Origin of the sequence: Halomonas citrativorans, assembly GCF_014898005.1 — a bacterium.
Taxonomy (GTDB): domain Bacteria; phylum Pseudomonadota; class Gammaproteobacteria; order Pseudomonadales; family Halomonadaceae; genus Vreelandella; species Vreelandella citrativorans.
Genome location: NZ_JABUYX010000007.1, coordinates 1 through 24281 on the forward strand (window position 1 = coordinate 1; position 24281 = coordinate 24281).

The following is a 24281-nucleotide window of genomic DNA, read 5'->3' on the forward strand; positions in this document are numbered from 1 at the left end:
TCGACTTCACGAAGCAGGAGTAATCCGGCGTCCGACGTAATGTGGCCCCCGGAGAAGTCGGCTTCAATTTGGCGGCGAGAGAGTGGCGAGAAGGTCAGCTTTTCAGGTACCATTTTGGAAGCGGCTGTTGGTGTTGGTTTTTGGTGTAAGGCCCTGAAACGTTAACACTTTCAGCCGCTTTCTTTTATACCCTGTGAGAAATCCGGGCTAGCAAAGGTGATGGCATTGTCAGTTCCTTAGTCAATGTGTTTATATACGAGTAAAATGGCACGTTGAAAATAATGCTTTAATGAGCCTAATTAATATTAGATTAATTCGTTATATAACTCCATACCTGTCCGAGAAAATAACTATAAAATTCTCAGCTGCTTAGCTAACATCAATATTCATAAGACGTTTTGATCGTTACGGTGAAAACCGTCAAGGCGTTCCATTGTTATGAAGAGAGCGGATTTATCGAGAGGGGATGCTTGGTTCAAATGTTCTTTGACAGTGATCCATGTCAGGCTATAAAGCGCATGAATATTTTTAAGGAAACCTAGTCGAAAGCGTTGAGGCATAGCCCGGCCTAGGTTTGCCTTTATTTAAACAAATAACGCCTCATAGTGAGGCGTTGATTCAAGCATATCATTGTAAAGCGCTTACAGCTTGAGCATGTAGGCAGCCAGCGCATCAAACGCTGCGCGCTGCTTTAGGGCATGTTGTGCCCATACTTCCATAATGTAGGCGCTGGTTGCCGAATATTGAGTTGCTGAGTGTTGCATGGCATGCACTCCTGTTGTGAAGGTTATCTAATATCCTTGTTATGAAACTTTCTATTGTGCGACGCAGCATTGGCTTGCGAAGCTAGATAGTAGGCGCTTTTTAAGCACAGAGCTAGCCAAAAAGGTGTAGGTAAATGACCATCGCTTGTAAGCAATTGCTTACATCGTTGAATGGAAAAGCTTTTCATAAATAATTCACGGAGCCAAAAAAAGCTCTGGTCCCGGTGATTATTCTTATCACACTACATTTAAAACCAAATGCTTAGCCTAGGTGTGCTTTCAGTGCTCCATGGAGGTGCGTTGCCATAATGCTTGGAGCCTCCAGAAGGGTAGAACATCACCATCGTAAGAAGTAGGAATTAGCGGGAAGGCCATCGTGGGATTCTCCAGATAGGGTACTTCGTAAAGTGTAGCGGTTTTTTGCTGCGATGCAGCAGGGGTGTGAAAGCTCCGTTCGATAGATTATGCACGTAGGTGGAAAAGTGGATGCGAGGAGAGGAAATGGCAAAAAATGGGTTCTGAGCCGCTAGGTTCTGTGGGCTTGAAAACTCACGATAGTAGAATTAACTGATGGGTCGGGGGGAGAGCGCGTGTGATATCTGTAAAGCGCTTTGTCAAGTGTCGCAAGGAACGACCGTTCTCACTGGCTCTTAAAATGCCGCGCAAGGTAAATGACTGACACATAGCGTCTGCCGCACTTTATCCGGCCAAGGACGGCTTAAACAGACGCATAGATGAAGTCGTCTACTTGCTGCAGAATTGCTTCTTAAAATGCTAAGTGGTTATGCAGTGTTGTGATGGATAGGTTTTGATAGATAGATTTTGATAGACAATTTTTGATAGATAGTCTTTGAAAAATTGTTTTGGCAGATTGTTTTGGCAGATTGTTTTTGCGGAATATCTCGACGTGCTATGTTGGTTTAGGCACATAGCTTATGTCTTCAACATATGTTTTAAAAAGGCTTAATAACAATAGAGCTACGCCATGACCTCATCAATCGCTTATCACGACCACTGGGTGTCATTGTCTCACGGACACCTGTTTGCACGCAGCTGGGAACCCTCGGCGCTGAGTTCTGATACACCGATTATTTTATTACACGACTCTCTCGGCTGTACCGCCTTATGGCGTAGCTTTCCAGCAGCGCTATGCGAAAAGACCCGACACCGCGTTATTGCCTATGACCGGCTGGGGTTTGGTCAATCGAGCGCCTGTCTTGAGCCGCCACCGTTGAGCTTTATTGACGATGAACCCGGCACTGATTTTGCCGCTTTATGTGCAGCGCTTGCGATAGACCGCTTTATTGTATTAGGCCATAGCGTGGGCGGCTGCATGGCCATTCACTGTGCTGGCGCTTATGCGTCACGGTGTCTGGGGCTGATTACGATTGCTGCTCAATCGGCTAACGAGGCGCGTACACGTTCTGGTATCGAACAGGCAAAAGCCGCTTTTAAAGCGCCAGAACAGTTTTCAAAGCTGGAAAAATATCACGGTCATAAAGCCCGCTGGGTGTTAGATGCCTGGGTTAATACGTGGCTGCATCCTGACTTCATCAACTGGTCATTGGTACCCGCGCTTGAACGCGTGCATTGCCCCACATTGGTATTGCACGGCGAGAAAGATGAATATGGCTCGCACCGCCAGCCGGAACGTATTGCCCGGTATATCCAAGGCCCGGCGCACTGCGAAATACTTAAAAACCTTCACCACACCCCTCACCGCGAAGATGAAGCGCAGGTGATCAGGCTTATCGACTCGTTTATCGAAGAGCTTTCCCGTTAAGGAGATTGGATGCGTCTGCGTATTTTATCCGACCTGCACTTGGAGCACTTTGCGGACAGCCGCCCGTTATCCGATGTAAAGGCCGATGTTGTGATGTTAGCGGGGGATATTCATCATAAAGCTGAAGGCTTAATCTGGGCACGGGCGCAGTTTCCCACGCTGCCAATTCTGTTTGTGCCGGGGAACCATGAGTTCTATGGCACCTGTATGCCGCTGATGCGCGAAGAGCTTAAGAAAGAGGCCAAGCGGCTTGATATCGAACTGCTGGATAACCGCGCCGTCACGCTCAACGGCGTACGCTTTTATGGCACGACCCTCTGGACCGATTTTGCGCTTTACGCCAGTGATCCGACGAAAAATCCAGCCCATACCGAGTCCAAAGCGCTGCGCTACATGCCCGATTTCAGAATCATCCAAACGTCACCGGGCACGACGTTGACACCCCAAGCGAGTCAGCAGCTGCACACTGAAGCCCTCGCTTGGCTTGAAGGCGAACTGTCCAAGCCGTTTGATGGTCCCAGGGTAGTGATCAGCCATCATGCGCCGCTTCACCACTGCATTCCTGATCAATATTTAGGTGATGCGCTATCCCCAGCCTTTGCCTCTCATCTGCCGCAGTTGATGGGCAAAATGGATCTATGGATACACGGTCACGTTCATGAACCGGTGGATCTTATATATGCCGGTACGCGCGTACTGGCTAACCCTGGCGGATATCCGGATGAGTTTAATTCACCGCTTTTTAAGCCGGATTTAATCATCAATATTTGATGCCTACCGATATTAAGTTGGTTCCGGCAAAATTGCTTAGGGGCTATTGTTCTCCATGAAGGTGCACCCTCTAGGGCAAAATCTTGTTTTTATTGCTTAAAAAAATTACTGGGTTTTTAAAAGATATTTTAGACGCTAGCACTTTGGTCGAAGCTTAAAGCTTTTTACTTGCAGGTGTTGCGCGTGTTGATTATTTTCTAGTTTGTATGATGTATGACAAATAACTAGTTTACTACGATTTTACCTATTGCCATGTAATTAAACATGGATGAGAAAGCATGAGGACGTTTCTGTGAAATTTTCCAAACAAGAAGTAATACAAGCAGTTGGAGATGGACTACTGTCATTTCCCATTACCGATTTTGATCAGAACGGAAAATTTGACGAAAAAAGCTACCGCGAGCGCTTAGCGTGGTTTATCAGCCACGACATTTCTGCCGTGTTTGTAGCTGGTGGTACGGGCGAATTTTTCAATTTGACGCTTGAAGAGTATCGCCAGATTGTTCGTGTAGCGGTGGAAGTAGTCGATGGTAAGCTGCCGGTAATCGCAAGCGCTGGGTTAAGTGTTGAAGCGGGCAAGGCCTTTGCTGATGCCGCCTCTGAAGCCGGTGCCGATGGTATTTTGTTGATGCCCCCGTACCTGACAGAGTGTCCGCAGGATGGATTAGTCGAGTATGCGCGGCAAATTTGTGATGCCACTGATATCAACGTCATTTACTACAACCGAGGGAACGGGGTTCTGAATGCCGAGTCGGTGCAAGCACTCGCGGATGCCTGCTCGAACCTTATCGGTTTGAAAGATGGTAAAGGCGATATTCAGGCACTCAACAAAATCATTAAAACGGTCGGTGATCGCTTAGTGTATGTGGGCGGTGTGCCTACGGCAGAGATTTTCGCAGAAGCGTACCTGTCAATTGGCGTTAATACCTATTCATCTGCGGTATTCAACTTTGTACCCGATATGGCGGTTACGTTTTATAAAGCGCTCCGCAACGGTGATAAAGACGTCGTTAAACGAATCACGAACGATTTCTTTATTCCATTTATTGATCTGCGTGATCAAAAAGCCGGTTACGCGGTTAGCTTGATTAAAGAAGGCGCGGATATTATCGGCCGCCCGGCTGGAAGCGTTCGTGCGCCTTTAACCATGCCCACCCAAGAGCAACGCCAGCAGTTAGAGCGCCTGGTTGGTGTAGCGCGTTCTTTCTAAAAGCTGAAAAAAACCACAAGTAATAATAAGAGGTTTTAAGTGATGAAAACAAAAACTATCCGTCGCCAAGCGCTGTTTGCCCTAACGGGTGTCTCGCTATTAGCCGCTGCTGTTTCTGCCCAAGCCGATAACTGGCGGGGCTGGAATATTCACCCTGACGGTTACCCCAATACGGTAGCGCTTGAAGCCTTTGCCGAGGCAGTTAAAGAGCAAACAGAAGGGCGCGTTACCCCCCGTGTTTACAACAATGCCGTGCTGGGTGATCAGTCTGATGCGATTGAGCAAACCCGCAATGGTGCGTTGGATTTCGCTAATTTCAATATGGGGCCCATGGGACCCATTGTTAAGGAAACGAATGTTTTCTCGCTACCTTTCCTATTTACCGATGTAGACCATATGCACACGGTAATGGATGGCGAGATTGGTCAGCGCTTTGCTGATGCATTGGAAGATAAAGGTCTGGTAGTGCTCTCCTGGTTCGATTCAGGCGCCAGAAGCATTTACAACACCAAGCATCCGATCAACACCCCAGAAGATGTTCAGGGCTTAAAGATCCGGGTCATGAATAACGATCTTTACGTCGAGATGATGGAGGCGCTTGGCGGCAATGCGACGCCAATGGCGTATGGCGAGGTTTACCAGAGTTTAACCACCGGTGTTCTGGATGGTGCTGAAAACAACTACCCCTCCTTTGAATCCAGCAACCACTACGAAGCGGCGGAATACTACTCCTTAACCGAGCATTTGATTATTCCCGAGTGCCTGTGTGTTGCCAAAGCCAGTTGGGACAAGTTATCCGAAGAAGACCAGGAAATCGTTCGTGAAGAAGCGATGAATGCTTCCACCATGCAACGTGAGCTGTGGGTCGAAAGCTCTGAAGAGAGCCGTCAGATTATCTTGGATAACGGCGTGGAAATTAATGAAGTAGAAGATAAAGCGGCTTTCCAAACATTGATGGAGCCGATGTATGAAAACTTTATCGCTAATAACCCGGGCACGGGTGAGCTGATCGAGGAAATCAGAGCCGCTCAATAATTTTCTTATGACTTCCTTTCGGCGGCTTGATGCCGCCGAAAGATTAAAAGGAAATGTGTCGTGAGTATAGAACTTGAAACACCCAGCAGTAGAAAAAGCACGACAAAAGAAGGCTCTGTAGACCGCGTGTTGGATGGCATGGCTGAGCTATGCGTGCTTGTGGCGGGCATCATGCTGGTCGTTCTTATTGCTACTTTCGGTTGGCTAGTCTTTGGACGTTATGTGCTTAACAACACGCCAACCTGGGTAGAGCAAACCTCCCTGATATTAGTGGTATATATCACCTGTTTGGGCGCCGCTGCCGGCGTCAGATACCACAGCCATCTGAATATCGACTTTGTTCGAGAGAGCTTTCCTCCTTTTCTGCGCGGATTAATGCACCACATCTCGGATCTTTTCATTCTTGTATTTGGTGGTTTTATGGTGGCTCAGGGCTGGAAGCTGGTCATGACAAACATGGAAAGGGCTATTCCAATGATTGGTCTCTCTGAAAGCTGGCGTGCAGCCCCACTGGTAATTTGTGGCGTGCTGATCATGCTGTTTGCAGGGGCGGATATAGTGCAACGATTACTGTCTCGAAACGCTGGGAGGGCATAAGTCATGGGGCTGATGATACTGTTTGGAATTTTTTTTCTCGGCCTTGTCGCAGGTGCACCGGTCGCTTTTGCCGTTGGGCTGGCCGCTGTCGCTGCGTTTATGTATGAAGGGCTACCGCTGTTTGTCGCCTTTCAACGTATCTTATCCGGCATTTCCGTTTTTTCGCTACTGGCGATTCCGTTTTTCATTTTCGCCGGTGAGCTGATGCTTCACGGCGGCATTTCAACCCGGCTTGTTCGCCTGGCCTCCGCTATGGTGGGGAGGATGCGCGGCGGTCTGGGGATGGTCAATATAAGCTCTTCGATGCTGTTTGGCGGCATCTCGGGTTCAGCGGTAGCCGATACGTCTGCCTTGGGCTCGATTCTTATCCCGGTGATGAAAGAGAAGGGCTACGACGCTGACTATGCCGTCAACGTTACGGTGACCTCGTCGGTCGCCGGCGTGGTCATTCCGCCCAGCCATAACATGATTCTCTATGCCGTAGCGGCGGGCGGCGGTATTTCCGTTACCCAGCTTTTTATTGCCGGTATCGTGCCTGGCATCCTGATGTGCTTAAGCCTGGCCGTGGCCGCTTATATCGTGGCCGTTAAGCGTGGCTATAAAGGTGAGGCATTTCCCGGCTGGCAAGCCCTGTTTCTTAGCCTGATCGCCTCGCTGCCTGGCTTGATGACCGCTGTCATTATTGTCGGCGGCGTTCTTTCGGGCATCTTGACGGTAACGGAGTCCGGGGCTTTTGGCGCCATCTACGCCATTATCGTGACCGGGCTTGTCTACCGTGAACTTAAGTGGTCGTCCTTCAAGGCTGCCGTTATTCAGTCGGTTAAAACCACATCGCTGGTCATGATTCTGGTGGGCTGCGCATCGGCTTTCTCTTATATGCTGGCGCTCTATAACGTGCCTGAAATGCTGACCACCGGGTTAATGACGATTTCAGACAAGCCTGTGGTTATCTTTTTGATGCTTAACCTGATTCTACTGGTATTGGGCATGATCATGGATATGGCGGCGTTAATCCTGATCTGCACGCCCATCTTCCTGCCGGTAGCCATGCAGTTTGGCATGGATCCTATCCAATTCGGCATCATTTTAATGATGAACCTGGGGCTGGGTTTATGTACCCCGCCGGTAGGCGCGTGCCTGTTTGTGGGCTGCGTGATCGGGAAAATTAAAATTGAGCATGCAGTTCGCACCATCTGGCCCTTCTTCCTGGCGCTGTTTGTAGCGCTAATGCTGGTGACTTACATCCCGGCAGTTTCATTAACGCTACCTGGCCTTTTTAGATAACGCCATGACAGGAAAATCAGCCATGAGAATAGAAGCGGTCAAGACTTATATTCTGGATCATAAGCTTGAAACAGCGTTTGAAAGTGCTTCGATGTCATTCACGCGCCGCCAGCACTGCTTAGTCGAAATCATTTGTGAAGACGGCACCATTGGGTGGGGCGAGTGCTTGGGGCCTGCCAAGCCCAATGCGGCCATTGTCCAGGTATACGCCCAGGCGCTGATTGGCGAAGACCCGCTGCAAACAGAGAAAGTATGGCTTAACCTTTATAATCGGCTGCGTGATCAGGGCCAGCGTGGCTTAACCATGACTGCTCTGAGCGGTATCGATATTGCGCTTTGGGACATCAAGGGCAAGCACTTCGGCGTACCTGTTTCCACGCTGCTTGGTGGGAGGTTCCGTGAATCTGTGCGCGCCTATGCCACCGGCTCGTTTTGCCGCGAGGGTGTTGAGCGTGTCAGCGACGTAGCGGCGGAAGTAGCGCGCTATCGTCACGAAGGCTTTCATGCCGTAAAGATCAAGATCGGCTTTGATGTTGAAGAAGATCTGAAAGTGATTGAGGCCGTGCGTGAAGCAATCGGGCCGGATGTGCGCCTTATGATTGATGCCAATCACGGCTACGATTATCTGGAAGCCATCGAGGTAGGCCAGCGTGCGGCGGCGTTTGGTATCGACTGGTTTGAAGAGCCGGTACTCCCTGAGCAGATTGAGACTTACCAAGCGGTAAGAGCGAGCCAGCCCATTCCCGTGGCAAGTGGCGAGAACTGGCACGGCCGCTACGCCATGCAGGAGCCGCTTGCACGCAGGGCTATCGATATCATCCAGCCGGATATCTGTGGCGTCGGCGGCTTTAGCGAAATGCGCCGAATTGCAGATATGGCCGCCATGCACGGCGTGCGCTTAGTGCCTCACGTATGGGGAACCGCAGTATGCCTGGCGGCGAGCCTTCAGTTTATGGCTGCACTGCCGCCCAATCCGCCACGGCGCTCGCCACTTGAACCCATCATGGAGTTTGACCGCACTGAAAATCCATTTCGTCAGGCCGTGGTTAAAACGCCCCTAGAGCATCACCAGGGGGTTATGAACATTCCCGATGGCCCTGGCTTGGGGATTGAAATCAACCGCGATGCGCTGATTACCTATGCTTTGAAGGAGTTTTGAGTATGTCCATCCCAGCCAACACGCGTCCACTGGAAGGGGGCGCGCCGCGTTTGAAAGTGCCGGCTGGCGCGACCGACTGCCATATGCATTTGTATCTGCCGGGCTACACCGCACAGCCTGGCGGCCCCGATGTTAAAGAACTGGCGACGGTTGAAAATTATCAAGTAGTACAGCGCAGGCTCTCGCTTGAGCGCGTGGTTGTTACCCAGTCCAATGCTTATCAATTTGATAACAGGGCCGTGCTTGAAGGCGTTACCCAAATCGGGCAGGCAAATGCACGTGCGATTGTTGCCGTCAGGCCTGATGCTACGGAGGCAGATATTGATGCCTTTCATTCTCAAGGTGCCCGGGGCGCCCGTATCATGCAGCTTCCCGGTGGTGCCGTGGGGATGGATCAATTGAGCGACGTTGAAGCGCGCATTCGGCCACTTGGTTGGCACTTGATGGTGCAGTTCAACGGCCGAATGATCAACGACTATATGGCCACTCTCAAGGCCATCCAAACCGACTATATCATTGACCACATTGGCAAATTCATGGATCCCGTAGCGGCTGATGATGAACGCGTAGACCGTATTGTCGAGTTGCTCGACCGGGGCAACGCGTGGATAAAAATATGCGGGGCGTATGAGACCAGTCTAACCGGCGGTCCGGGGTATAACGATGTAGGGCCTGTTGCCAAACGGCTTATTGAGCATGCGCCCGAGCGCGTGCTATGGGGCTCAAATTGGCCGCATGTGGGGGTGCCCCGGGAACGCTATCCTGATGACGCCGAGCAGCTTGATGTACTTTTGGATTGGGCCTCTGACAGCGTCCAGCAAAAAATTCTGGTTGATAACCCGGCCAAGCTTTACGGCTTTTAGATTTCAATTTTGATGGATATCACCTTCGCTCAATGCCAACAAGGCAAACAACAGACTAAGCAGGAGATAGCATGTTTAATCGTATTCTAGTGACTGGGGCGGCTGGCGGATTGGGGAAAAGTTTGCGTCCGCATCTTGCCGGGTTTGCCAAGCATGTCCGCCTTTCGGATATTGCACCTCTGGACAATGCTCAGCCAGGTGAGGAACTGATCCAGGCGGATCTCAGCGATCAACAGGCTGTAGCCGAGCTGGTACGAGGATGCGATGGCATCATTCATCTGGGCGGGATGTCGGTTGAAAGTCCCTGGAATGATATATTGAATGCCAATATTATTGGTACTTACAATCTTTTTGAAGCCGCACGGCTTAATGGTAAACCGCGTATCGTGTTTGCTAGTTCCAACCATGCGATAGGCTTTTATAAGCGCCATCAGCGAATAGATAATCAGGTTCCTCAGCGGCCGGATTCGCTTTACGGCGTCTCAAAATGCTTTGGCGAAAATCTGGCCAGTCTCTATCACGATAAGTTTGGTGTCGAGACACTTAGCGTGCGCATTGGCTCCTGTTTTGACAAGCCCGTTGATACTCGCATGATGGCCACTTGGCTGAGCCTGAATGACTTCATTAGCCTGTTAAAACGTGCCTTTACAACCCCTCGGCTGGAGCATACCGTGGTTTATGGGGCATCTGACAATGCTGAACAGTGGTGGGATAATACTCATGCCGGTTTCCTTGGCTGGGTTCCAAAAGATAGCTCTGAACCCTGGCGGGAAGAGACGGAACAGCGCGATCGTAATCTTGACTGCGATGATGTTGCCGTGCGTTATCACGGTGGCAAATTTGCTGCTATTGGTCATCCAGACGATAGCCAATAGCACATAGAGCGCTGGTTGTACGTTATGGTGCAACTGGATATATACATGGAAAGGATAACAGGCATGGCCAAGCAAACGCCTACTATGGCGTCGTTTCAGGTTAACCGGATCGCTCAGCAGGGCAGTTTATCTGTTCACGTAGCGAACCAGTTGGAGACGCTGATTACCCAGGGGAAAGTGGCGGTTGGCGATAAGCTGCCTACCGAAAATAGCCTGTGTGAATCTTTTGGCGTTAGCCGCACGGTCATTCGCGAAGCTATCACTCATCTCAAGTCTCTGGGATTGGTTGAAACACGCCGTGGTGTCGGCACGTCGGTCTTGCGTTCCTCTAAAGTGGAGGCGCTTCCAGCCGAGCGTATCAATCCCACTACGGTGGAAGACATTCTCTATCTTCTGGAGCTTCGCTTAACGCTTGAGCCCGCCGCGGCGGAACTTGCTGCCTTACGCTACGATGCTGAAGACCAGAAGCGGCTGGAAGCGCAACACCAAGCGTTTGCCAACGCGTACGCCACTCAGTCGCAAGCTCGAGAAGAGGATTACCTGTTCCATTTTGCTATTGCTACGGCGACTAAAAATCCTTTCTTCAAATCGTTCTACGAACAGTGGAGCCAAAGCGTTATCCCTCGCGCCAAACTGCTGAGTAACGATATCAATCCGCTCTCATCCCAACGCTACCTGGAGCGGGTACAGGAAGAGCATGCGCATATCCTTAACGCTATCCTTGCTCGTGACGGCAGCGCCGCACGAGAAATGATGCACCAGCATCTTAGCCGTGCGCGTGATACCTACGCGCAGTACCGCGATCAGGCGTAGCGAGCTATGGGCATCTTCGGGTGTTTACTGCAGCAGAGCGTCGTCATGGGATGGGATGCGCAACATTGATTCAATGATGAACAGACTCCTAAGCAGGTAAGCAATTACCTGCTTTTTTAACGCCTCTATCTAATAAAAATGAAGAGAGTTGATGATGAGCGAAGAGATTACCCTATCGCTTAAGGATGCTGAATCCTTGAGCCTGAACGTACTTCAGCATAATGGTTATAACCAGGCCCATGCAGAAGCCATTACGCGCAATGTGCTGACGGTTCAGCGCGATGAATGCCATTCCCATGGTTTATATCGCCTGATCGGCTGTGTTCAAACGGCGCTCAATGGCGGCGTTGATACGCATGCCGTACCGGAAGTAATTGATCAAGCGCCCAGCGTGGTTAAGGTCAATGCCCGCCAGGGTAACTCCTTGTTAGCGTTTGAAATGGGTAAAGAACAGCTTGTAGAAAAAGCCAGGCAAACAGGGCTAGCCGCGCTGGCGATCAATAACGCCTTTCACTTTTCAGCCCTATGGCCTGAGGTCGAGGCCCTTTCAAGTGAAGGGCTCATTGGCATTGCCATGACCCCCAGCCACGCTTTTGTAGCGCCAGCGGGTGGCACGAAGCCTTTGTTGGGCACCAACCCTATCGCGTTTTCCTGGCCACGTCCGGGTAGCGCGCCGTATACGTTTGATTTTGCGACCAGTGTGGTGGCGCGCGGTGAGATTGAACTGTATAAGCGCGCAGGCAAACAGATTCCCACAGGCTGGGCAATTGATGCTCAAGGTGAAGCGACGACCAGCCCTGTAGATGCGCTGGCGGGGGCGATGCTCACGTTTGGCGGGTATAAGGGCTCGGCGCTGTCTACCATGATTGAGCTATTGGCCGGGCCGCTAATTGGTGATGTGTTGGGCCATGAAACCCAGCCCGCCAACGAACAGAAAACCGGTAAGCCGTTTCATGGTGAGCTGATTATCGCCATATCGCCGGACGTTTTCTTGGGCCAGGATGCTGCTCGTCATCTTCAGCATGCTGAAGTGCTGTTTGAAAACATTTTAGGCCAGGGCGCTCGGCTACCCTCACAGCGCCGTTTTGAGGCCCGAGAAAATAGCCTGCGTGATGGTATCACCCTACCCAAAGCGCTTTATAATGAGCTTATCGCACTGACCCATTGATTCATCGAGAGTAAATAGCACTGTCGTTATACGATAGCGCTTTTATGATCTGCTTTATATTGTCAGAAACAGACACTTCATGAGGATCAACGCTCGTATGGATACACCGCATGTTTGAAGTTGCCGCCATCATCATGCCTATCTTTTTATTGATTGCTGTTGGCTATTTTTCCATGCGGATCCGTATTCTCAACCGCGAGCAAATGCAGGGAGTGGGCCGATTTGTGCTGTATATCGCCCTCCCTGCACTGTTAATCCGCGCCATTACCCAGAACCCTCTGGAAGAAGTTTTCAATATCAACTACCTGCTGGCCTACGGGCTAGGCTCGCTGGGTGTTTTCGGATTGGCGCTTGGGTACACCGTCATGCTGAAAAAACAGCCGCTGACCACCGGAAGTATCAGCGCGCTGGGGATGTCGATGTCCAATAGCGCGTTTAGTGGCTACCCGGTCGCGGTGATGATTATCGGCCCGCCTGCGGCTAATTTTTTAGCTTTGAATATGATCATCGAGAACCTGCTGATCATTCCGCTAGCGCTTATCCTAGCCGAAACGGGTCAGCAGGCCGGTCGCGGCGTTATGAAATCACTCCAGAAAACGCTCAAGCAACTGGTTAAAAATCCCATCCTCATTGGCCTGTTTATCGGAGTTCTGATCGCCGTTACCGATACACATCTGCCTACTTCGGTTATCCAGGCGGTTGATATGTTGGCAAAAGCGGCGGGCCCTGCCGCGCTATTTGCGATTGGCGGCGCGCTCTATGGCCTGCAAATTCGCGGCGTAGTGGGGGAGGTGAGCCAGATCGTTACGGGTAAGCTCATCATTCATCCACTGGGTGTCTTGATCTGCATGTGGCTGATTGCGGGCAATGACGCTTTACTGATTGCCGGTGGCTTACTGTTTGCAGGCGCTCCCATGGCAAGTGTCTATCCGTTGCTAGGCCAACGTTATGGTATGGGCAACGTAGCGGCAGGCGCCTTGATGGCGGGCACGCTCATGTTCTTTATCACCATTAGCATTATCGTTGGCTTGATGACCTATTTCGGCGTGTTGGCTTAACGGCTATTAGCTTCAATAAACGCTTTGGCTCTAGGGTCCTGCATATAGGAAACGTTGAGACGCAACCAGGGGGTTGTCGCATTGTCGGGTAGGAATAGATGGCTCGGCGAAAGCATGATTTCGTAGCGCTGTGCAGCTGCCTTAAGCGTTTCATCATCCGTGGGTGGCTTGGCCCAGACAAACATACCGCCCGCCGGTTCGGTAAACACTTCCCACCCTGATTTTCTTAGTAGCGTTAATGCTAGTGCCATCTGATTGGAAAGCCGGGTTCTTAATCGTTCAGTGAGTTTTCGATAACTGCCGTTTTGCAGCAGCATAACCAGTACCTGTTCTGAAAACAGTGATGCAGAAATGCTGGTCAGCATTTTGATATCTACCAGGCGTTGTACTAGATCCGGGGGAGTAGCGATAAAACCCACGCGAAGTGACGAGGAAAGAGTTTTTGAAAAGCTGGCTAAATAGATAACACGTTTAAGCCCGTCAAGGGCTGCTAACCGTGTGGTTGGAGTATGCTGAAAATCAGCATAAATATCGTCTTCAATGATCCTGAAATCATACTGCTCGGCAAGCTGTAAAACGCGGTGCGCTACGGCGGGAGTCAATGTGCTGCCGGTAGGATTGTGGAAAACGCTATTAATGTAGAAAAGTTTGGGTTGGTGGTGGGCTAACAAACCTTCCAGGCGCTCGATATCGGGCCCATCGGCTAAGCGGGGGACCCCAATCACGCGAATGCGCTGCAAATGCAGTAGCCCAAACAGGTTGTAATAACCGGGTGATTCCACAAATACAACATCGCCGGGCTCAAGCAGCAAACGTACTAACAGATCTAGAGAATGGCTACCGCTGTTGGTTGTCACGATCTGTTGGGCATCTGCGGTAATCGCAAGCGGGCGCAGGCGCTCTTGTAGCAGACGGCGTAAGGTTAAAAGCCCGTGCGGCGTACTGTATTCAAAAATTCCTGAGCGGCTGTGACGGGTAACTTGGCGGATAGCGTAGGTAAGATCGTCGCTCTCGCGCCAAGTGTTGGGCAACCACCCACAGCCGAGCTTGAGGGTGTTCTCTTCTGCGCCGAAAAGCCCCCATAGTCCATTGGTGACTTCCTGTAGCGGGCTAGAAGCGCGCTGTTGGTTGGTCTGTACGGCGACGCTATCCGCAACATAGAAGCCTGAGCCGGGTTTTGAGCGAATTAAACCTGACGACACTAGTCGTTCGTAGGCATCGATGACCGCATTACGGCTGATGTTATGTGTCGCTGCCAAGCGGCGTATTGAAGGTAAACGAAGACCGCCGCCTGCGCCGTTGTGTTGAATCCACTGGCGAAGGCTTTCTTCCAGCTGTTGAGCCATGGGGGTGGCAGCGTGTCGGTCAACCTGTAGTTTCATAAGCGCCCTTGTTGCCCTCAACTGTTCTTCAAAATGGCAGAACAGTGCCTGGGTAATAATGGCTGAGTGTACCTTATCCCGGTTCTTTAAGAGTGCGAACGTAACGGCTCACATGAAAACTGAGGCAGGTACAAAGTGACGAGACGATCGAACGCCCTCAAGCTGGCTTTTGCGCTGTGCATGATTACCACGGCGGTCAATTTACAAGCACCGCTTTATGAAGCATTAGCGGCTCGTGATGGCTTGGGCGTTGGCGCAACAACACTCGCTTTTGCCTGTTATGTAGCGGGTATTATGCCGGTATTGTTGGGGCTTAATGGTTTGTCTGAGCGGGTAGGCTGCAAGCCGTTGATTATTGCTGCACTGCTCTTATGCCTTGTGGCTACTTCCCTAACATTGATCGTGCCAGGTTTAGTGACCCTGGGAGCGGCTCGGTTTTTACTCGGAATAGGCACCGCCCTGACGTCAGCGGTTGCGCCAACCTACATGCACCGGCTGCTCACTGGCGGGGATAGCAGCATGGCAACCAAGTACGTGACAACCAGTACTGCGATGGGATTTGGCCTGGGGGCGGCGGTTACCAGCTTGTTTATCTTCCATACACCCAGCATAACGCCACCCAGCTTATGGTTGTATTTGGGTGCTGGCGTCGTCGCATTAGTGGCCGTTAGTACACTGAAAAACACGGCCCCAAACCCTAACAAGTGCGCGATGCTGCGACTACCCAGCTACCCACCCGGTACGCTCGGCTATGGGTTGGCCATTTTGCTTGCCTGGGCAACGGTGGGGCTGGTGATTGCTATTTTGCCTTCTGCATTACATGCGCACGGTTTAACGGCCTGGAGCGGCTTTGCTACGTTCGGTATTTGTAGCTGTGGGGTGTTATTTCAACCTTGGGCAAGAGCGCTGCGGCCAGCTCATTCCACAGTGCTGGGTCTTGTCATCTTACCGATCGCCTACACAGTGATCGCCTGGGGAGCGGTTCAGGGAATGCTTGTGGCTGTGTTGGTCGGAACGGTTGCCGCTAGTAGCGCCTGTTACGGGTTTATCTATCTAGGTGGCTTGAAGGGAGTGCTGGAAATAGCCAAAGCGGCGTCCACCCAGGTAAGCGCAGGCTATTTTTTGATGGCCTACATAGGATTTAGTCTGCCGGTAATTACCACCGGCGCTTTAATTGATGCCGTAGGCCATGTGGCCGCTTTAACCATCTTTGGGCTAGCGCTATCAATGGGCGCCATCACTACCATTGGCCTGCTGCTAATCAGTCAGGCTAGGTATTCGCAGCATCCGTCAGGCATTAGCTTTTAAGGCGTCCTATCAATCAGCAATCCACAGGAAGGCGCGGCCCAGTGTGTATTGGCGGTAAACACCACATCGCACACCACCGGCGAATAGCAGCGGCGTATCTCATCATCAATACGTTCACGTAGAGCGTCTTGTGCCTTTAACGAGGCGCCGGTGCCTTCTTCGGGCAGAACAATGTGTACCATGACATAAAGCAAGCGGCCGGGCCGCACCATGCGAACACGAACCTCCTGGGTATGCGCGCCTGCCAGCGCCGTGGAGATGGCTTGTCGCACGGGAGCGGCAATGGTTTCATCAGGTGTTTTATTGAGCAGCTCTTTGAGCGCCTGGGACGCCATACGCACGGGTACGCCCAAGCAAAGCAACACCACTGCCATGACCAGAACGGAATCGACATACGCCACCACGTTGTTCCAGTTCAGCCACTCAAACACCATAACCATACAAAACGCTGCGAGTACTGCGGCGGAAATGATGCTATTGACTACCCAATTGAGTTTGTCAGCCGCAATTAGCGGACTATGGGTATAGCGCTGGCTACGATGCATAACCCACGCGGTCACCGAGCAGGCAAGCGTCGCAAACAGCGCGTAGATAACGGCAAGGCCTGCAGCAATTTCCCGACCACCTGTCAGTAAAGCGGCAATGGCGTCCACCAAGGCAAAGACGGATACCCCTAGAATCAGTAGCCCTTTGCATAGGTTAACCAGCGACTCGAAGTAACTGTAACCAAACGGGTAGGATTCGCTATCAGGGCGGCTGGCTAGTTTACTTACCTTGATCGTCACCAACGCTACGCTAAAGTAGATAAGGTTAAATAACCCATCGAGCAAAATAGCCTGGGAATTAGAGGCTAGCGTGGCGGTAATGCCGGCACAGCCGATTAAGAGTGCCATAAAGGCGGAAAATGCCAGCGTGCGTGCTTCTGTCTTCATGAATGTATTGGCTCCAACGCCATTCGTAGAACCCGCAAGCATAGCAATATTGATAGCTTATTCACTAACGATAGCGGCGCCCACAAGGACGAACGGCGATGACTCCACAAAGAGATGTACGTATTCGCCATACCAAGGATTTAACCTTCAGCCTGTTAACCCCGGAAGATGCCTTTGAACTGTTGGCGTTTGAGACCGCAGAGCGGGCGTGGTTTGAGCAGCATATCGAAGCGCGCAGGAAGCAGTTTTATACCCCGCATGGTGTGTCACAGCATATTGTTGAGTGTCTGGCACTCAATGCTCATGGGCGTATGAGCCCTCAGCTTATTCGCCATAAAGGCGTCATTATCGGGCTCGCCAATCTGCGTGATATTGATCAGGGCAGTGCTCAGGTCGGCTATCGCCTTGCTGAAAACGCCTGCGGGCAGGGAATCGCCCAAAAAGCGCTTCATCACCTGATGAAAGAGGCCCGCTGTATTTATGGTCTGGACACGCTGACAGCGACCGTTTCGGTTGAAAACAAGGCATCTCAGCGCGTGCTCGAAAAAGCCAAGTTCACATTAGTTGAAAAACTGTCGGCTTATTCTCACGTAGCCGATCAGCACCTGGAGTGCTTGGTGTATCAATGTGCGCTAAGGGAAAAGATTGAATGCCCGTAAGTTCAAGCTGTTCCCATACGGGCTGATCGTCTTTTGGTAAGTGGTAATAACGTGTACTAACCTTTAAACGCATTAATGGACAAACATTACGCCAACGGGAGGGTTTAACAATGCCTATGCTGAGCGTCGGCACGGAGCAGGGTACGCCGGTAGAGCTTTATTACGAAGTATACGGAGCAGGTAAGCCCGTGGTACTTATCCACGGCTGGCCATTGAGCGGCCGTTCCTGGGAAAAGCAGGTGCCCGCCCTGGTAGAAGCAGGCTACAAGGTTATTACTTACGACCGCCGTGGGTTTGGCTGGTCCACCCAGGCAGATGGCGGGTACGACTACGATACGCTGGCCGCCGACCTGAAAAAGCTGATTGATACGCTTGATCTTAACGATGCCACACTGGTGGGCTTTTCCATGGGCGGTGGAGAAGTGGCCCGCTATATTGGAAGCTACGGCACTGGCCGCGTGACGAAAGGCGTATTTGCCGCTGCCGTTCCGCCTTACCTGTATAAGGCAGATGATAACCCGGATGGTGGGTTGGATGACGCGACCATTAACGGGTTTTTGGACGGTGTTCGCGGTGACCGGATCGCATTTCTGGAAGACTTCACCAAGGATTTTTTCTCAACCTCTGATAACAGTGACTTAATCAGCGAGCCAAATCGACTCTATCATCGCGATATCGCCGCCTTTGCCTCGCCACTAGCCACCTATGAATGCGTCAAAGCGTTTAGCTATACCGACTTTCGCAAAGACCTGCCCAAAATCGACGTGCCTACGCTGATACTCCATGGCGACGGCGATCAAATTGTACCGTTTGAGGTCAGCGGCAAACGCGCCGCCGAGCTTTTACCTGAGGCGAAAACGCATATTATTAAGGGTGGCCCACATGCGATTAACGCAACTCATGCTGATGAGTTTAATAAAGTGCTGATCGATTTTATCAAGAGCTGATTAAACGATTATCTTGCCGTTAGCGCCGCCCCCGGGGCGGCGTTTTTAATGGCGGAGCATTAAAGCGCTAACACCAGGAGTTAACGATGAGTGACGCATCAGCGTTAAGAAAAGTAATGGCACCTACTGGCGTACTGCGCGCCACCATCAATGTCGGTAATCCTGTTCTGGCAGGGCTTGATGTCGAGCACCAGCCGTTTGGTGTGTCGGTTGATCTGGCAACATTGATTGCACATAGACTGGAGGTCGAGCTTGAACTTCAGGTGGTTGCCTCTGCGGGTGAGGCCGTTGACGTTGTCAGCCGAGAGGAAGCCGATATGGGCTTTTTTGCGCTCGACCCCAGGCGCGGCGAGAGCATCGAATTTACCGCACCCTATGTATTCATTGAGGGGTGTTACCTGGTCCGTGAAGACTCTCCGATCACGGCGCAGGAAGAGGTAGATCGCCTCGGGCAGCGTATCGTGGTGGGTAAAGGCAGCGCTTATGATCTGTACCTAAGCCGCACCATTGAACAGGCCGAGCTGGTCAGAGCCCCCACGTCGCCCAAGGTGGTGGCGTTCTTTAGAGAGCATCAGTTGGATATCGCCGCAGGCGTTAAGCAGCAGCTGGAAGCCGGTATCGAAGAGTTTGGTGGCATGCGGTTACTGCCCGGCCACTTCATGACCATTCAGCAGGCCATGGGCGTTCCTAAAGGCCGCTCGCCCGAAGCGGCTGCATTTCTTTCCGCGTTTATTGAAGAAGTCAAAGCGCAAGGTGAGGTAGCCCGTTTGCTGGAGAAGCACGGTGTTCAAGGAGTCTCGGTCGCGCCCAGCGCTTAATGGACTGACGCCAGGCCGCTTGAGTAAGCGGCTTGGCGGATTGATGTTCTTCATCGTTGTTTCTTGGTATCAACCCTCAATCCACACATCAGCTTCTTTAAAGCTCACCTTCCAGGTAGCTAGCGTGACGCTGTCGTCTTCCACGCACTGGCCATCTTCCAAACGAAAGTGCTGCTTGTAAATGGGGGAAGCCACCACGGCGGCGCCCTTTATATCGCCCACAATGCCGTGGGCAATCACATTGGCGTTGGAAAACGGGTCGTGGTGATCAATCGCGTAAAGCTCACGCTCAAAGCCCGGCAAGTAAAATAGCGCGACTTGCGTCGGCCCCTGTGGTGTTTCAAGCCACGCAGCAACCCCGGAAAACGCGACTAGGTCGGTTTTGCTGCACAGTTTATGGCCGGTCGGTGCCTGTCTGCTTTGTGTAACCGTTGCTTGCTTCACTGCGGTAGCGGTCATGGAGTAGCCCTTTAAAGTGATGTTGGTTAGGCAGGCCGTAGCTGGCCGCGCTCACTGGTCATGATGATCGATGGGTCGGGGCGGCTATCGTTGACGTAGCTTCTAAAGCGCTTGAGCTTATCCGGGTCACTGATGGCGCCTGCCCATTCGCACTGATAGTTATCCACCACGGTTTGCATCTGGCGCTCCAGTTCATCACCCATGCCCAAGCTGTCGTTGAGAATCACCTCTTTCAGATACTCCAGCCCGCCTTCCAGGTTTTCCCGCCATACCGAGGTACGCTGCAAGCGATCCGCCGTGCGCACGTAGAACATCAGAAAACGGTCGATGGTGCGGTAGAGGGCTTCGTCGTCAAGATCGGTGGCAAACAGCTCGGCATGGCGTGGGCGCATGCCGCCGTTGCCGCACACGTAGAGGTTCCAGCCGTTTTCGGTGGCGATAATGCCGATATCCTTGCTTTGCGCTTCGGCGCATTCGCGGGTACAGCCTGATACGCCAAATTTGATCTTGTGCGGTGCACGAAGGCCCTTGTAGCGGTTCTCAAGTTTGATCGCCATGCCCACGCTGTCCTGCACGCCGTAGCGACACCAAGTGCTGCCCACGCAGGATTTCACCGTACGCAGCGACTTGCCGTAGGCGTGGCCGGTTTCAAAGCCAGCTTCGATCAGCTCGCCCCAGATATCAGGCAGGTCTTCCAGGCGTGCGCCGAACAGATCAATCCGCTGGCCGCCGGTGATCTTGCTATAAAGGCCGTACTTTTGCGCTACCTGACCCAGCACCACCAGTTTATCCGGTGTAATTTCCCCGCCTGCAATGCGCGGCACGACCGAATAGGTGCCGTTTTTCTGCATATTGGCCATGAAAGTGTCGTTGGTATCCTGAAGCGGGATATGCGCAGCGTCGGTAATCGGCTCGTTAAAGCAGGAGGCGAGAATGGAACCGACCGCAGGCTTGCAGATATCGCAGCCCAAGTGGTGGGTGCTAGGCGCGCCGTGCTTTTCGATCAACTCGCTGAAGGTCTTGATGCCCTCCACGCGCACGATGTCGTAAAGCTCTTGGCGGGTGTGCTGAAAGTGCTCGCAAATCGACTTGTCCACCTCAACGCCGCGTGCGGCCAGCTCATGATCCACCACGCTTTTCAAAAGCGACGCGCAGCCACCGCAGCCGGTGCTGGCGCGGGTGTCACCTTTCACGGATGCCAAGTCGCTGGCGCCTGCGTCAATGGCCGCGCAAATGCTGGCCTTGGTGACGTTATGGCACGAGCAGATCATTGCCGTTTCCGGCAGCGCGTCCGGGCCAAGTGCCGGGGCGGCGCCGCTTTGCGGCAAAATCAATGAGGCGGGCTCTTTGGGCAGCTCGATACCGTTGGCGTAATACTGAAGCAAGGTGTCGTAGACGCTGTTATCGCCCACCAGCATGGCGCCCAAGAGCTTCTTGCCGTCGCTTGAGACCACCATCTTGCGGTAAATCTGGGTAAGTGGGTCAAGGTAGCGAAACATCCGTGCGCCGGGGTTTTGAGTGCCGTGGGCATCGCCAATCGAGCCGACGTCCACACCCAGAAGTTTAAGCTTGGTGCTCATATCGGCACCGGTAAAAGAAGCATCGCCACCGGTGAGCGTCGAAAGCGCTGTCTTTGCCATCTGATAGCCAGGCGCCACCAGGCCAAAAATGCTCTGATTCCACAGCGCCACTTCGCCAATGGCTAAAATCGCCGGGTCGCTGGTTTGGCACTGATCGTTGATCACTACGCCGCCGCGCTCGCCGATCTCCAGGCCGCACTCCCGGGCCAGTTGATCACGCGGGCGAATACCCGCCGAGAACACGATCAGGTCGGTTTCCAGTATTTTGTCATCCTGAAACACCATGCGATGGCGGCTGGCTGCACCATCTTCAATGCGCTGAGTGGCCCGCTCGGTGAGTACCTGAACACCCAAGGCTTCGATTTTTTCGCGCAGCAGCTCGCCGCCCTCGCTATCCACCTGCATGGGCATCAGGCGTGGGGCGAACTCAATCACCGCGGTTTCCAGATTCAATCCGCGCAGTGCGTTGGCCGCTTCCAGACCCAACAGACCGCCGCCCACTACAACGCCGGTGGCCGCACTTTGCGCCGCCTCGCGGATGGCGTCCAGGTCGTCCAGCGTGCGATACACCAGGCAGCCTTCGCGATCGTTACCGGGAATGGGCGGCACGAAAGGGTAAGAGCCGGTGGCCAGTACCAGATGATCATAGGCGTAATGGCCGTGCTCGGTGGCTAGCGTTTTTGCCGCGCGATCGATGGAGATCACCGCTTCGCTGCTGTTGAATGTCACGCCATGGCTTGCGTAGTAGTCGGCATCACACAGGGCCAGCGCTTCGGCGTCGCGGCCCTTGAAGTATTCAGAAAGGTGCACGCGATCATAAGCACGATGGCGCTCTTCGCCAAACACGGTGACGTTCATCTGTGACAGGGCACCGTTTTCAACCAGCTGCTCGACCAGGTGGTGGCCGACCATACCGTTACCAATAATAATCACGTTGCGTTTAGAGGTGATGGACATGGCTAAGCTGCCTCCAGCGTCGATGAGGGAGTGGGTGGGGTATCAAGAAGCAGGGCGTTGGCATCGGCTTCACCAAACAACAACGCCTGGCGGCAGGCGCCCAGATCGGTTTTGGCTAGCGCCTGGGCGAAATACCAGGGGCCGGAATGGGTATCGCCATACAGCACGGCGCCTTCAAGCCTTCCGTTGCGCAGTAACAGGCGGCGGTAGTCGCCGTTTTCCGGGTCGCTGTAATGCAGTACTTCATGTTCTGGCGCGGCCTCCGTGGGGCCAAACGCGTAGAGGGCCAGGCCGCTGATTTTAAGCTTGGTAGCGGTTGGCGCCTCACGATAGCGGACGCTGCCATCGCCACACAGCGTGTTGGCTAACACATCTACCTGGCGCCAGATCGGCTCGACCAGGCCGTAGGTGTGCTGCTCGAACTGGCAACACTCGCCCAATGCATGAATATGCGGGTCGGAGGTAGTGAGCGTGTCATCAACCATGATGGCGCGCTGTGTAGCCAAGCCTGCCTGATGGCCAAGTTCTGCGTTAGGTGTAACGCCGGTTGCCACGATGACGCTTTGGGCAGGCAGGCGCTGGCCATCCTCCAGTACAACGGCGGCCAGGCTTCCCGCGCCGTCGTCTTCAAAATGGCTGATGCGTGCATTGGTTAAGATGGTCAAGCCACGTTGGGTAAGCGTCGTTTCTAGAAGCCCAGCGGCCATGCTATCCAGCTGACGATTCATTAACCGCTTACTTCGCTGTAGAACGCTGACGCTGGCACCCCGCTTGCGAAGCCCTTCAGCGGCCTCGAGCCCCAACAGCCCGCCGCCGACCACGACGCATTCCCCGCCCTGCAAGGCAAACTTTGCGAGCGTGTCGGCATCTTGCAGGGTACGAAACCCATGCACGCCGTTAAGGCCAATGCCGGGTACCTCGGGCAGCGTCGGGCGTGAGCCGGTGGCAATCACCAGGCGGTCATAAGTTAGCGTGCGGCAGGGAGTGACAACGCGCTGTTCTGCACGGTTGATCTCCAGCACGCATTCATTTAAGTGCAGGGTGATACCTTGCTTGGCGTACCACTGCGCATCCCGCAAGGTGAGGGCGCTAGGCGGCATTTCATCGGCGAGCAGTGGCGATAGCAGTATCCGGTTATAAGCGGGAGATGCTTCTGCACCAATCACCGTTATTTGCTGGGGTCGGTGAGGCAATTTAACGACCGCCTCTAGCAGACGCTGGCTCGCCATGCCGTTGCCGATAATGACCAAGTGATCATCAGACGAGCACCGAGAGATAGCGATCATGGGTTGCTCCTTACTGTTTCGCGCTTGGCTGCCAATACCTGTCTACAAAGACCTGGCTACAAATATCTGGCAGCGATAAATGCTGTCGTGGCGCAGCGCTGAAGAAAAAACAATAAAAAAGCCCCTGAGTTAGCGTCCCGGGCAAGTGGATTGCCAGGAAAACCGTATCAGGGGCTTCGTTGCCCGGTAGCTGAGGCCAAACCCGTTCGTGGGTTAAGCACAGAGCAGCCACCGTTGGCTGCCAGCTAGACTTGAATTTATCTAATCAGTACAGGGCAATTAATCAGCCAAACATCGCTCGTTATTTATTTTTATATTACTTATCAATAGGTTGATTTAAATAAATAGGTTGAAGAAAGCGCCTTTTCAGCCGCTTAAGCTCAGCCTGCGCACGCTCTTGGTGCGCTAAGCGGTAAAGATGCACCGAGAGTAGTCAGCGTTTGAAAATAAACTGTCTACACGGTCGGTCGAAAGATATTCTATTGTTTATTAACCTGCTGTTTAAGCTGGTATTTTTATTTTAATAGGCTGGTTGGCGCAGGCCTTGCTATTACCTTGGTAACAAGCAACAAA

At 52.6% G+C, this 24281-nt stretch carries 22 protein-coding genes; 16 read left to right on the forward strand and 6 right to left on the reverse strand.

Annotated features, from left to right (window positions below; genetic code table 11):
- Positions 1-641: 641 nt before the first annotated feature.
- Complete coding sequence (locus tag INT20_RS18225; RefSeq protein ID WP_264298634.1) at positions 642-764, reverse strand: hypothetical protein; 123 nt, start codon at positions 762-764, stop codon at positions 642-644.
- Between the two features lie 985 nt (positions 765-1749).
- Between INT20_RS18225 and INT20_RS09340 the strand changes: the two genes are divergently transcribed.
- The 12 genes from INT20_RS09340 to INT20_RS09395 all read left to right on the forward strand — a co-directional run bounded on the left by INT20_RS09340 (position 1750) and on the right by INT20_RS09395 (position 13380).
- A complete protein-coding gene (locus INT20_RS09340; RefSeq protein ID WP_193053438.1) occupies positions 1750-2547 on the forward strand; it encodes an alpha/beta fold hydrolase in 798 nt (265 codons plus the stop codon).
- Positions 2548-2556: 9 nt separating this feature from the next.
- Complete coding sequence (locus tag INT20_RS09345; RefSeq protein ID WP_193053439.1) at positions 2557-3318, forward strand: metallophosphoesterase; 762 nt, start codon at positions 2557-2559, stop codon at positions 3316-3318.
- A gap of 292 nt (positions 3319-3610) precedes the next feature.
- Positions 3611-4528, forward strand: coding sequence for a 5-dehydro-4-deoxyglucarate dehydratase (gene kdgD, locus INT20_RS09350; RefSeq protein ID WP_193053440.1), 918 nt, complete (start codon positions 3611-3613; stop codon positions 4526-4528).
- 42 nt (positions 4529-4570) lie between these two features.
- Complete coding sequence (locus tag INT20_RS09355) at positions 4571-5563, forward strand: TRAP transporter substrate-binding protein (RefSeq protein WP_193056813.1); 993 nt, start codon at positions 4571-4573, stop codon at positions 5561-5563.
- 60 nt (positions 5564-5623) lie between these two features.
- Positions 5624-6160, forward strand: a complete 537-nt coding sequence (locus INT20_RS09360; protein WP_193053442.1) for a TRAP transporter small permease — start codon at positions 5624-5626, stop codon at positions 6158-6160.
- Between the two features lie 3 nt (positions 6161-6163).
- The gene (locus INT20_RS09365; RefSeq protein ID WP_193053443.1) at positions 6164-7444 is read left to right on the forward strand and encodes a TRAP transporter large permease; all 1281 of its coding nucleotides are present in this window, start codon (positions 6164-6166) and stop codon (positions 7442-7444) included.
- A 22-nt stretch (positions 7445-7466) separates the two neighbouring features.
- On the forward strand, positions 7467-8603 hold the full coding sequence (locus INT20_RS09370) for a mandelate racemase/muconate lactonizing enzyme family protein (RefSeq protein ID WP_193053444.1): 1137 nt from the start codon (positions 7467-7469) through the stop codon (positions 8601-8603).
- Between the two features lie 2 nt (positions 8604-8605).
- Positions 8606-9466 (forward strand): amidohydrolase family protein, encoded by an 861-nt coding sequence (locus INT20_RS09375; RefSeq protein ID WP_193053445.1) that lies wholly within the window; start codon positions 8606-8608, stop codon positions 9464-9466.
- Positions 9467-9537: 71 nt separating this feature from the next.
- A complete protein-coding gene (locus INT20_RS09380; protein WP_193053446.1) occupies positions 9538-10341 on the forward strand; it encodes an NAD-dependent epimerase/dehydratase family protein in 804 nt (267 codons plus the stop codon).
- Positions 10342-10404: 63 nt separating this feature from the next.
- Entirely contained in the window at positions 10405-11154 is a 750-nt protein-coding gene (locus tag INT20_RS09385; protein WP_226912116.1) for a FadR/GntR family transcriptional regulator, read from the forward strand.
- A 151-nt stretch (positions 11155-11305) separates the two neighbouring features.
- Positions 11306-12322 (forward strand): Ldh family oxidoreductase, encoded by a 1017-nt coding sequence (locus tag INT20_RS09390; protein WP_287077032.1) that lies wholly within the window; start codon positions 11306-11308, stop codon positions 12320-12322.
- Positions 12323-12432: 110 nt separating this feature from the next.
- On the forward strand, positions 12433-13380 hold the full coding sequence (locus tag INT20_RS09395; protein ID WP_193053447.1) for an AEC family transporter: 948 nt from the start codon (positions 12433-12435) through the stop codon (positions 13378-13380).
- On the opposite strand, the gene INT20_RS09400 is transcribed toward INT20_RS09395, so the two are convergent.
- A complete protein-coding gene (locus tag INT20_RS09400) occupies positions 13377-14762 on the reverse strand; it encodes an aminotransferase-like domain-containing protein (protein ID WP_193053448.1) in 1386 nt (461 codons plus the stop codon). The two genes, INT20_RS09395 and INT20_RS09400, sit on opposite strands and share 4 nt — an antisense overlap.
- 135 nt (positions 14763-14897) lie before the next feature.
- Between INT20_RS09400 and INT20_RS09405 the strand changes: the two genes are divergently transcribed.
- Positions 14898-16070 (forward strand): MFS transporter, encoded by a 1173-nt coding sequence (locus tag INT20_RS09405; protein ID WP_328515003.1) that lies wholly within the window; start codon positions 14898-14900, stop codon positions 16068-16070.
- On the opposite strand, the gene INT20_RS09410 is transcribed toward INT20_RS09405, so the two are convergent.
- Positions 16067-17002: a cation diffusion facilitator family transporter gene (locus INT20_RS09410; protein ID WP_193053449.1), complete on the reverse strand. Its 936-nt coding sequence runs from the start codon at positions 17000-17002 to the stop codon at positions 16067-16069. The genes INT20_RS09405 and INT20_RS09410 overlap by 4 nt on opposite strands.
- A gap of 98 nt (positions 17003-17100) precedes the next feature.
- Between INT20_RS09410 and INT20_RS09415 the strand changes: the two genes are divergently transcribed.
- The 3 genes from INT20_RS09415 (at position 17101) to INT20_RS09425 (ending at position 19426) form a co-directional block, all read left to right on the forward strand.
- Positions 17101-17661: a GNAT family N-acetyltransferase gene (locus INT20_RS09415; protein WP_193053450.1), complete on the forward strand. Its 561-nt coding sequence runs from the start codon at positions 17101-17103 to the stop codon at positions 17659-17661.
- A gap of 110 nt (positions 17662-17771) precedes the next feature.
- Positions 17772-18608, forward strand: coding sequence for an alpha/beta fold hydrolase (locus tag INT20_RS09420; protein WP_193053451.1), 837 nt, complete (start codon positions 17772-17774; stop codon positions 18606-18608).
- An 86-nt stretch (positions 18609-18694) separates the two neighbouring features.
- Positions 18695-19426, forward strand: a complete 732-nt coding sequence (locus INT20_RS09425) for an ABC transporter substrate-binding protein (protein ID WP_193053452.1) — start codon at positions 18695-18697, stop codon at positions 19424-19426.
- A 69-nt stretch (positions 19427-19495) separates the two neighbouring features.
- On the opposite strand, the gene nirD is transcribed toward INT20_RS09425, so the two are convergent.
- Genes nirD through INT20_RS09440 form a run of 3 tightly spaced genes read right to left on the reverse strand, consistent with a single transcriptional unit; the run spans position 19496 to position 23708 of the window.
- Positions 19496-19885, reverse strand: coding sequence for a nitrite reductase small subunit NirD (nirD, locus tag INT20_RS09430; protein ID WP_193053453.1), 390 nt, complete (start codon positions 19883-19885; stop codon positions 19496-19498).
- Positions 19886-19911: 26 nt separating this feature from the next.
- Positions 19912-22422: a nitrite reductase large subunit NirB gene (nirB, locus tag INT20_RS09435; RefSeq protein ID WP_193053454.1), complete on the reverse strand. Its 2511-nt coding sequence runs from the start codon at positions 22420-22422 to the stop codon at positions 19912-19914.
- 2 nt (positions 22423-22424) lie between these two features.
- Positions 22425-23708: an NAD(P)/FAD-dependent oxidoreductase gene (locus INT20_RS09440; protein ID WP_193053455.1), complete on the reverse strand. Its 1284-nt coding sequence runs from the start codon at positions 23706-23708 to the stop codon at positions 22425-22427.
- Between the last annotated feature and the right edge of the window lie 573 nt (positions 23709-24281).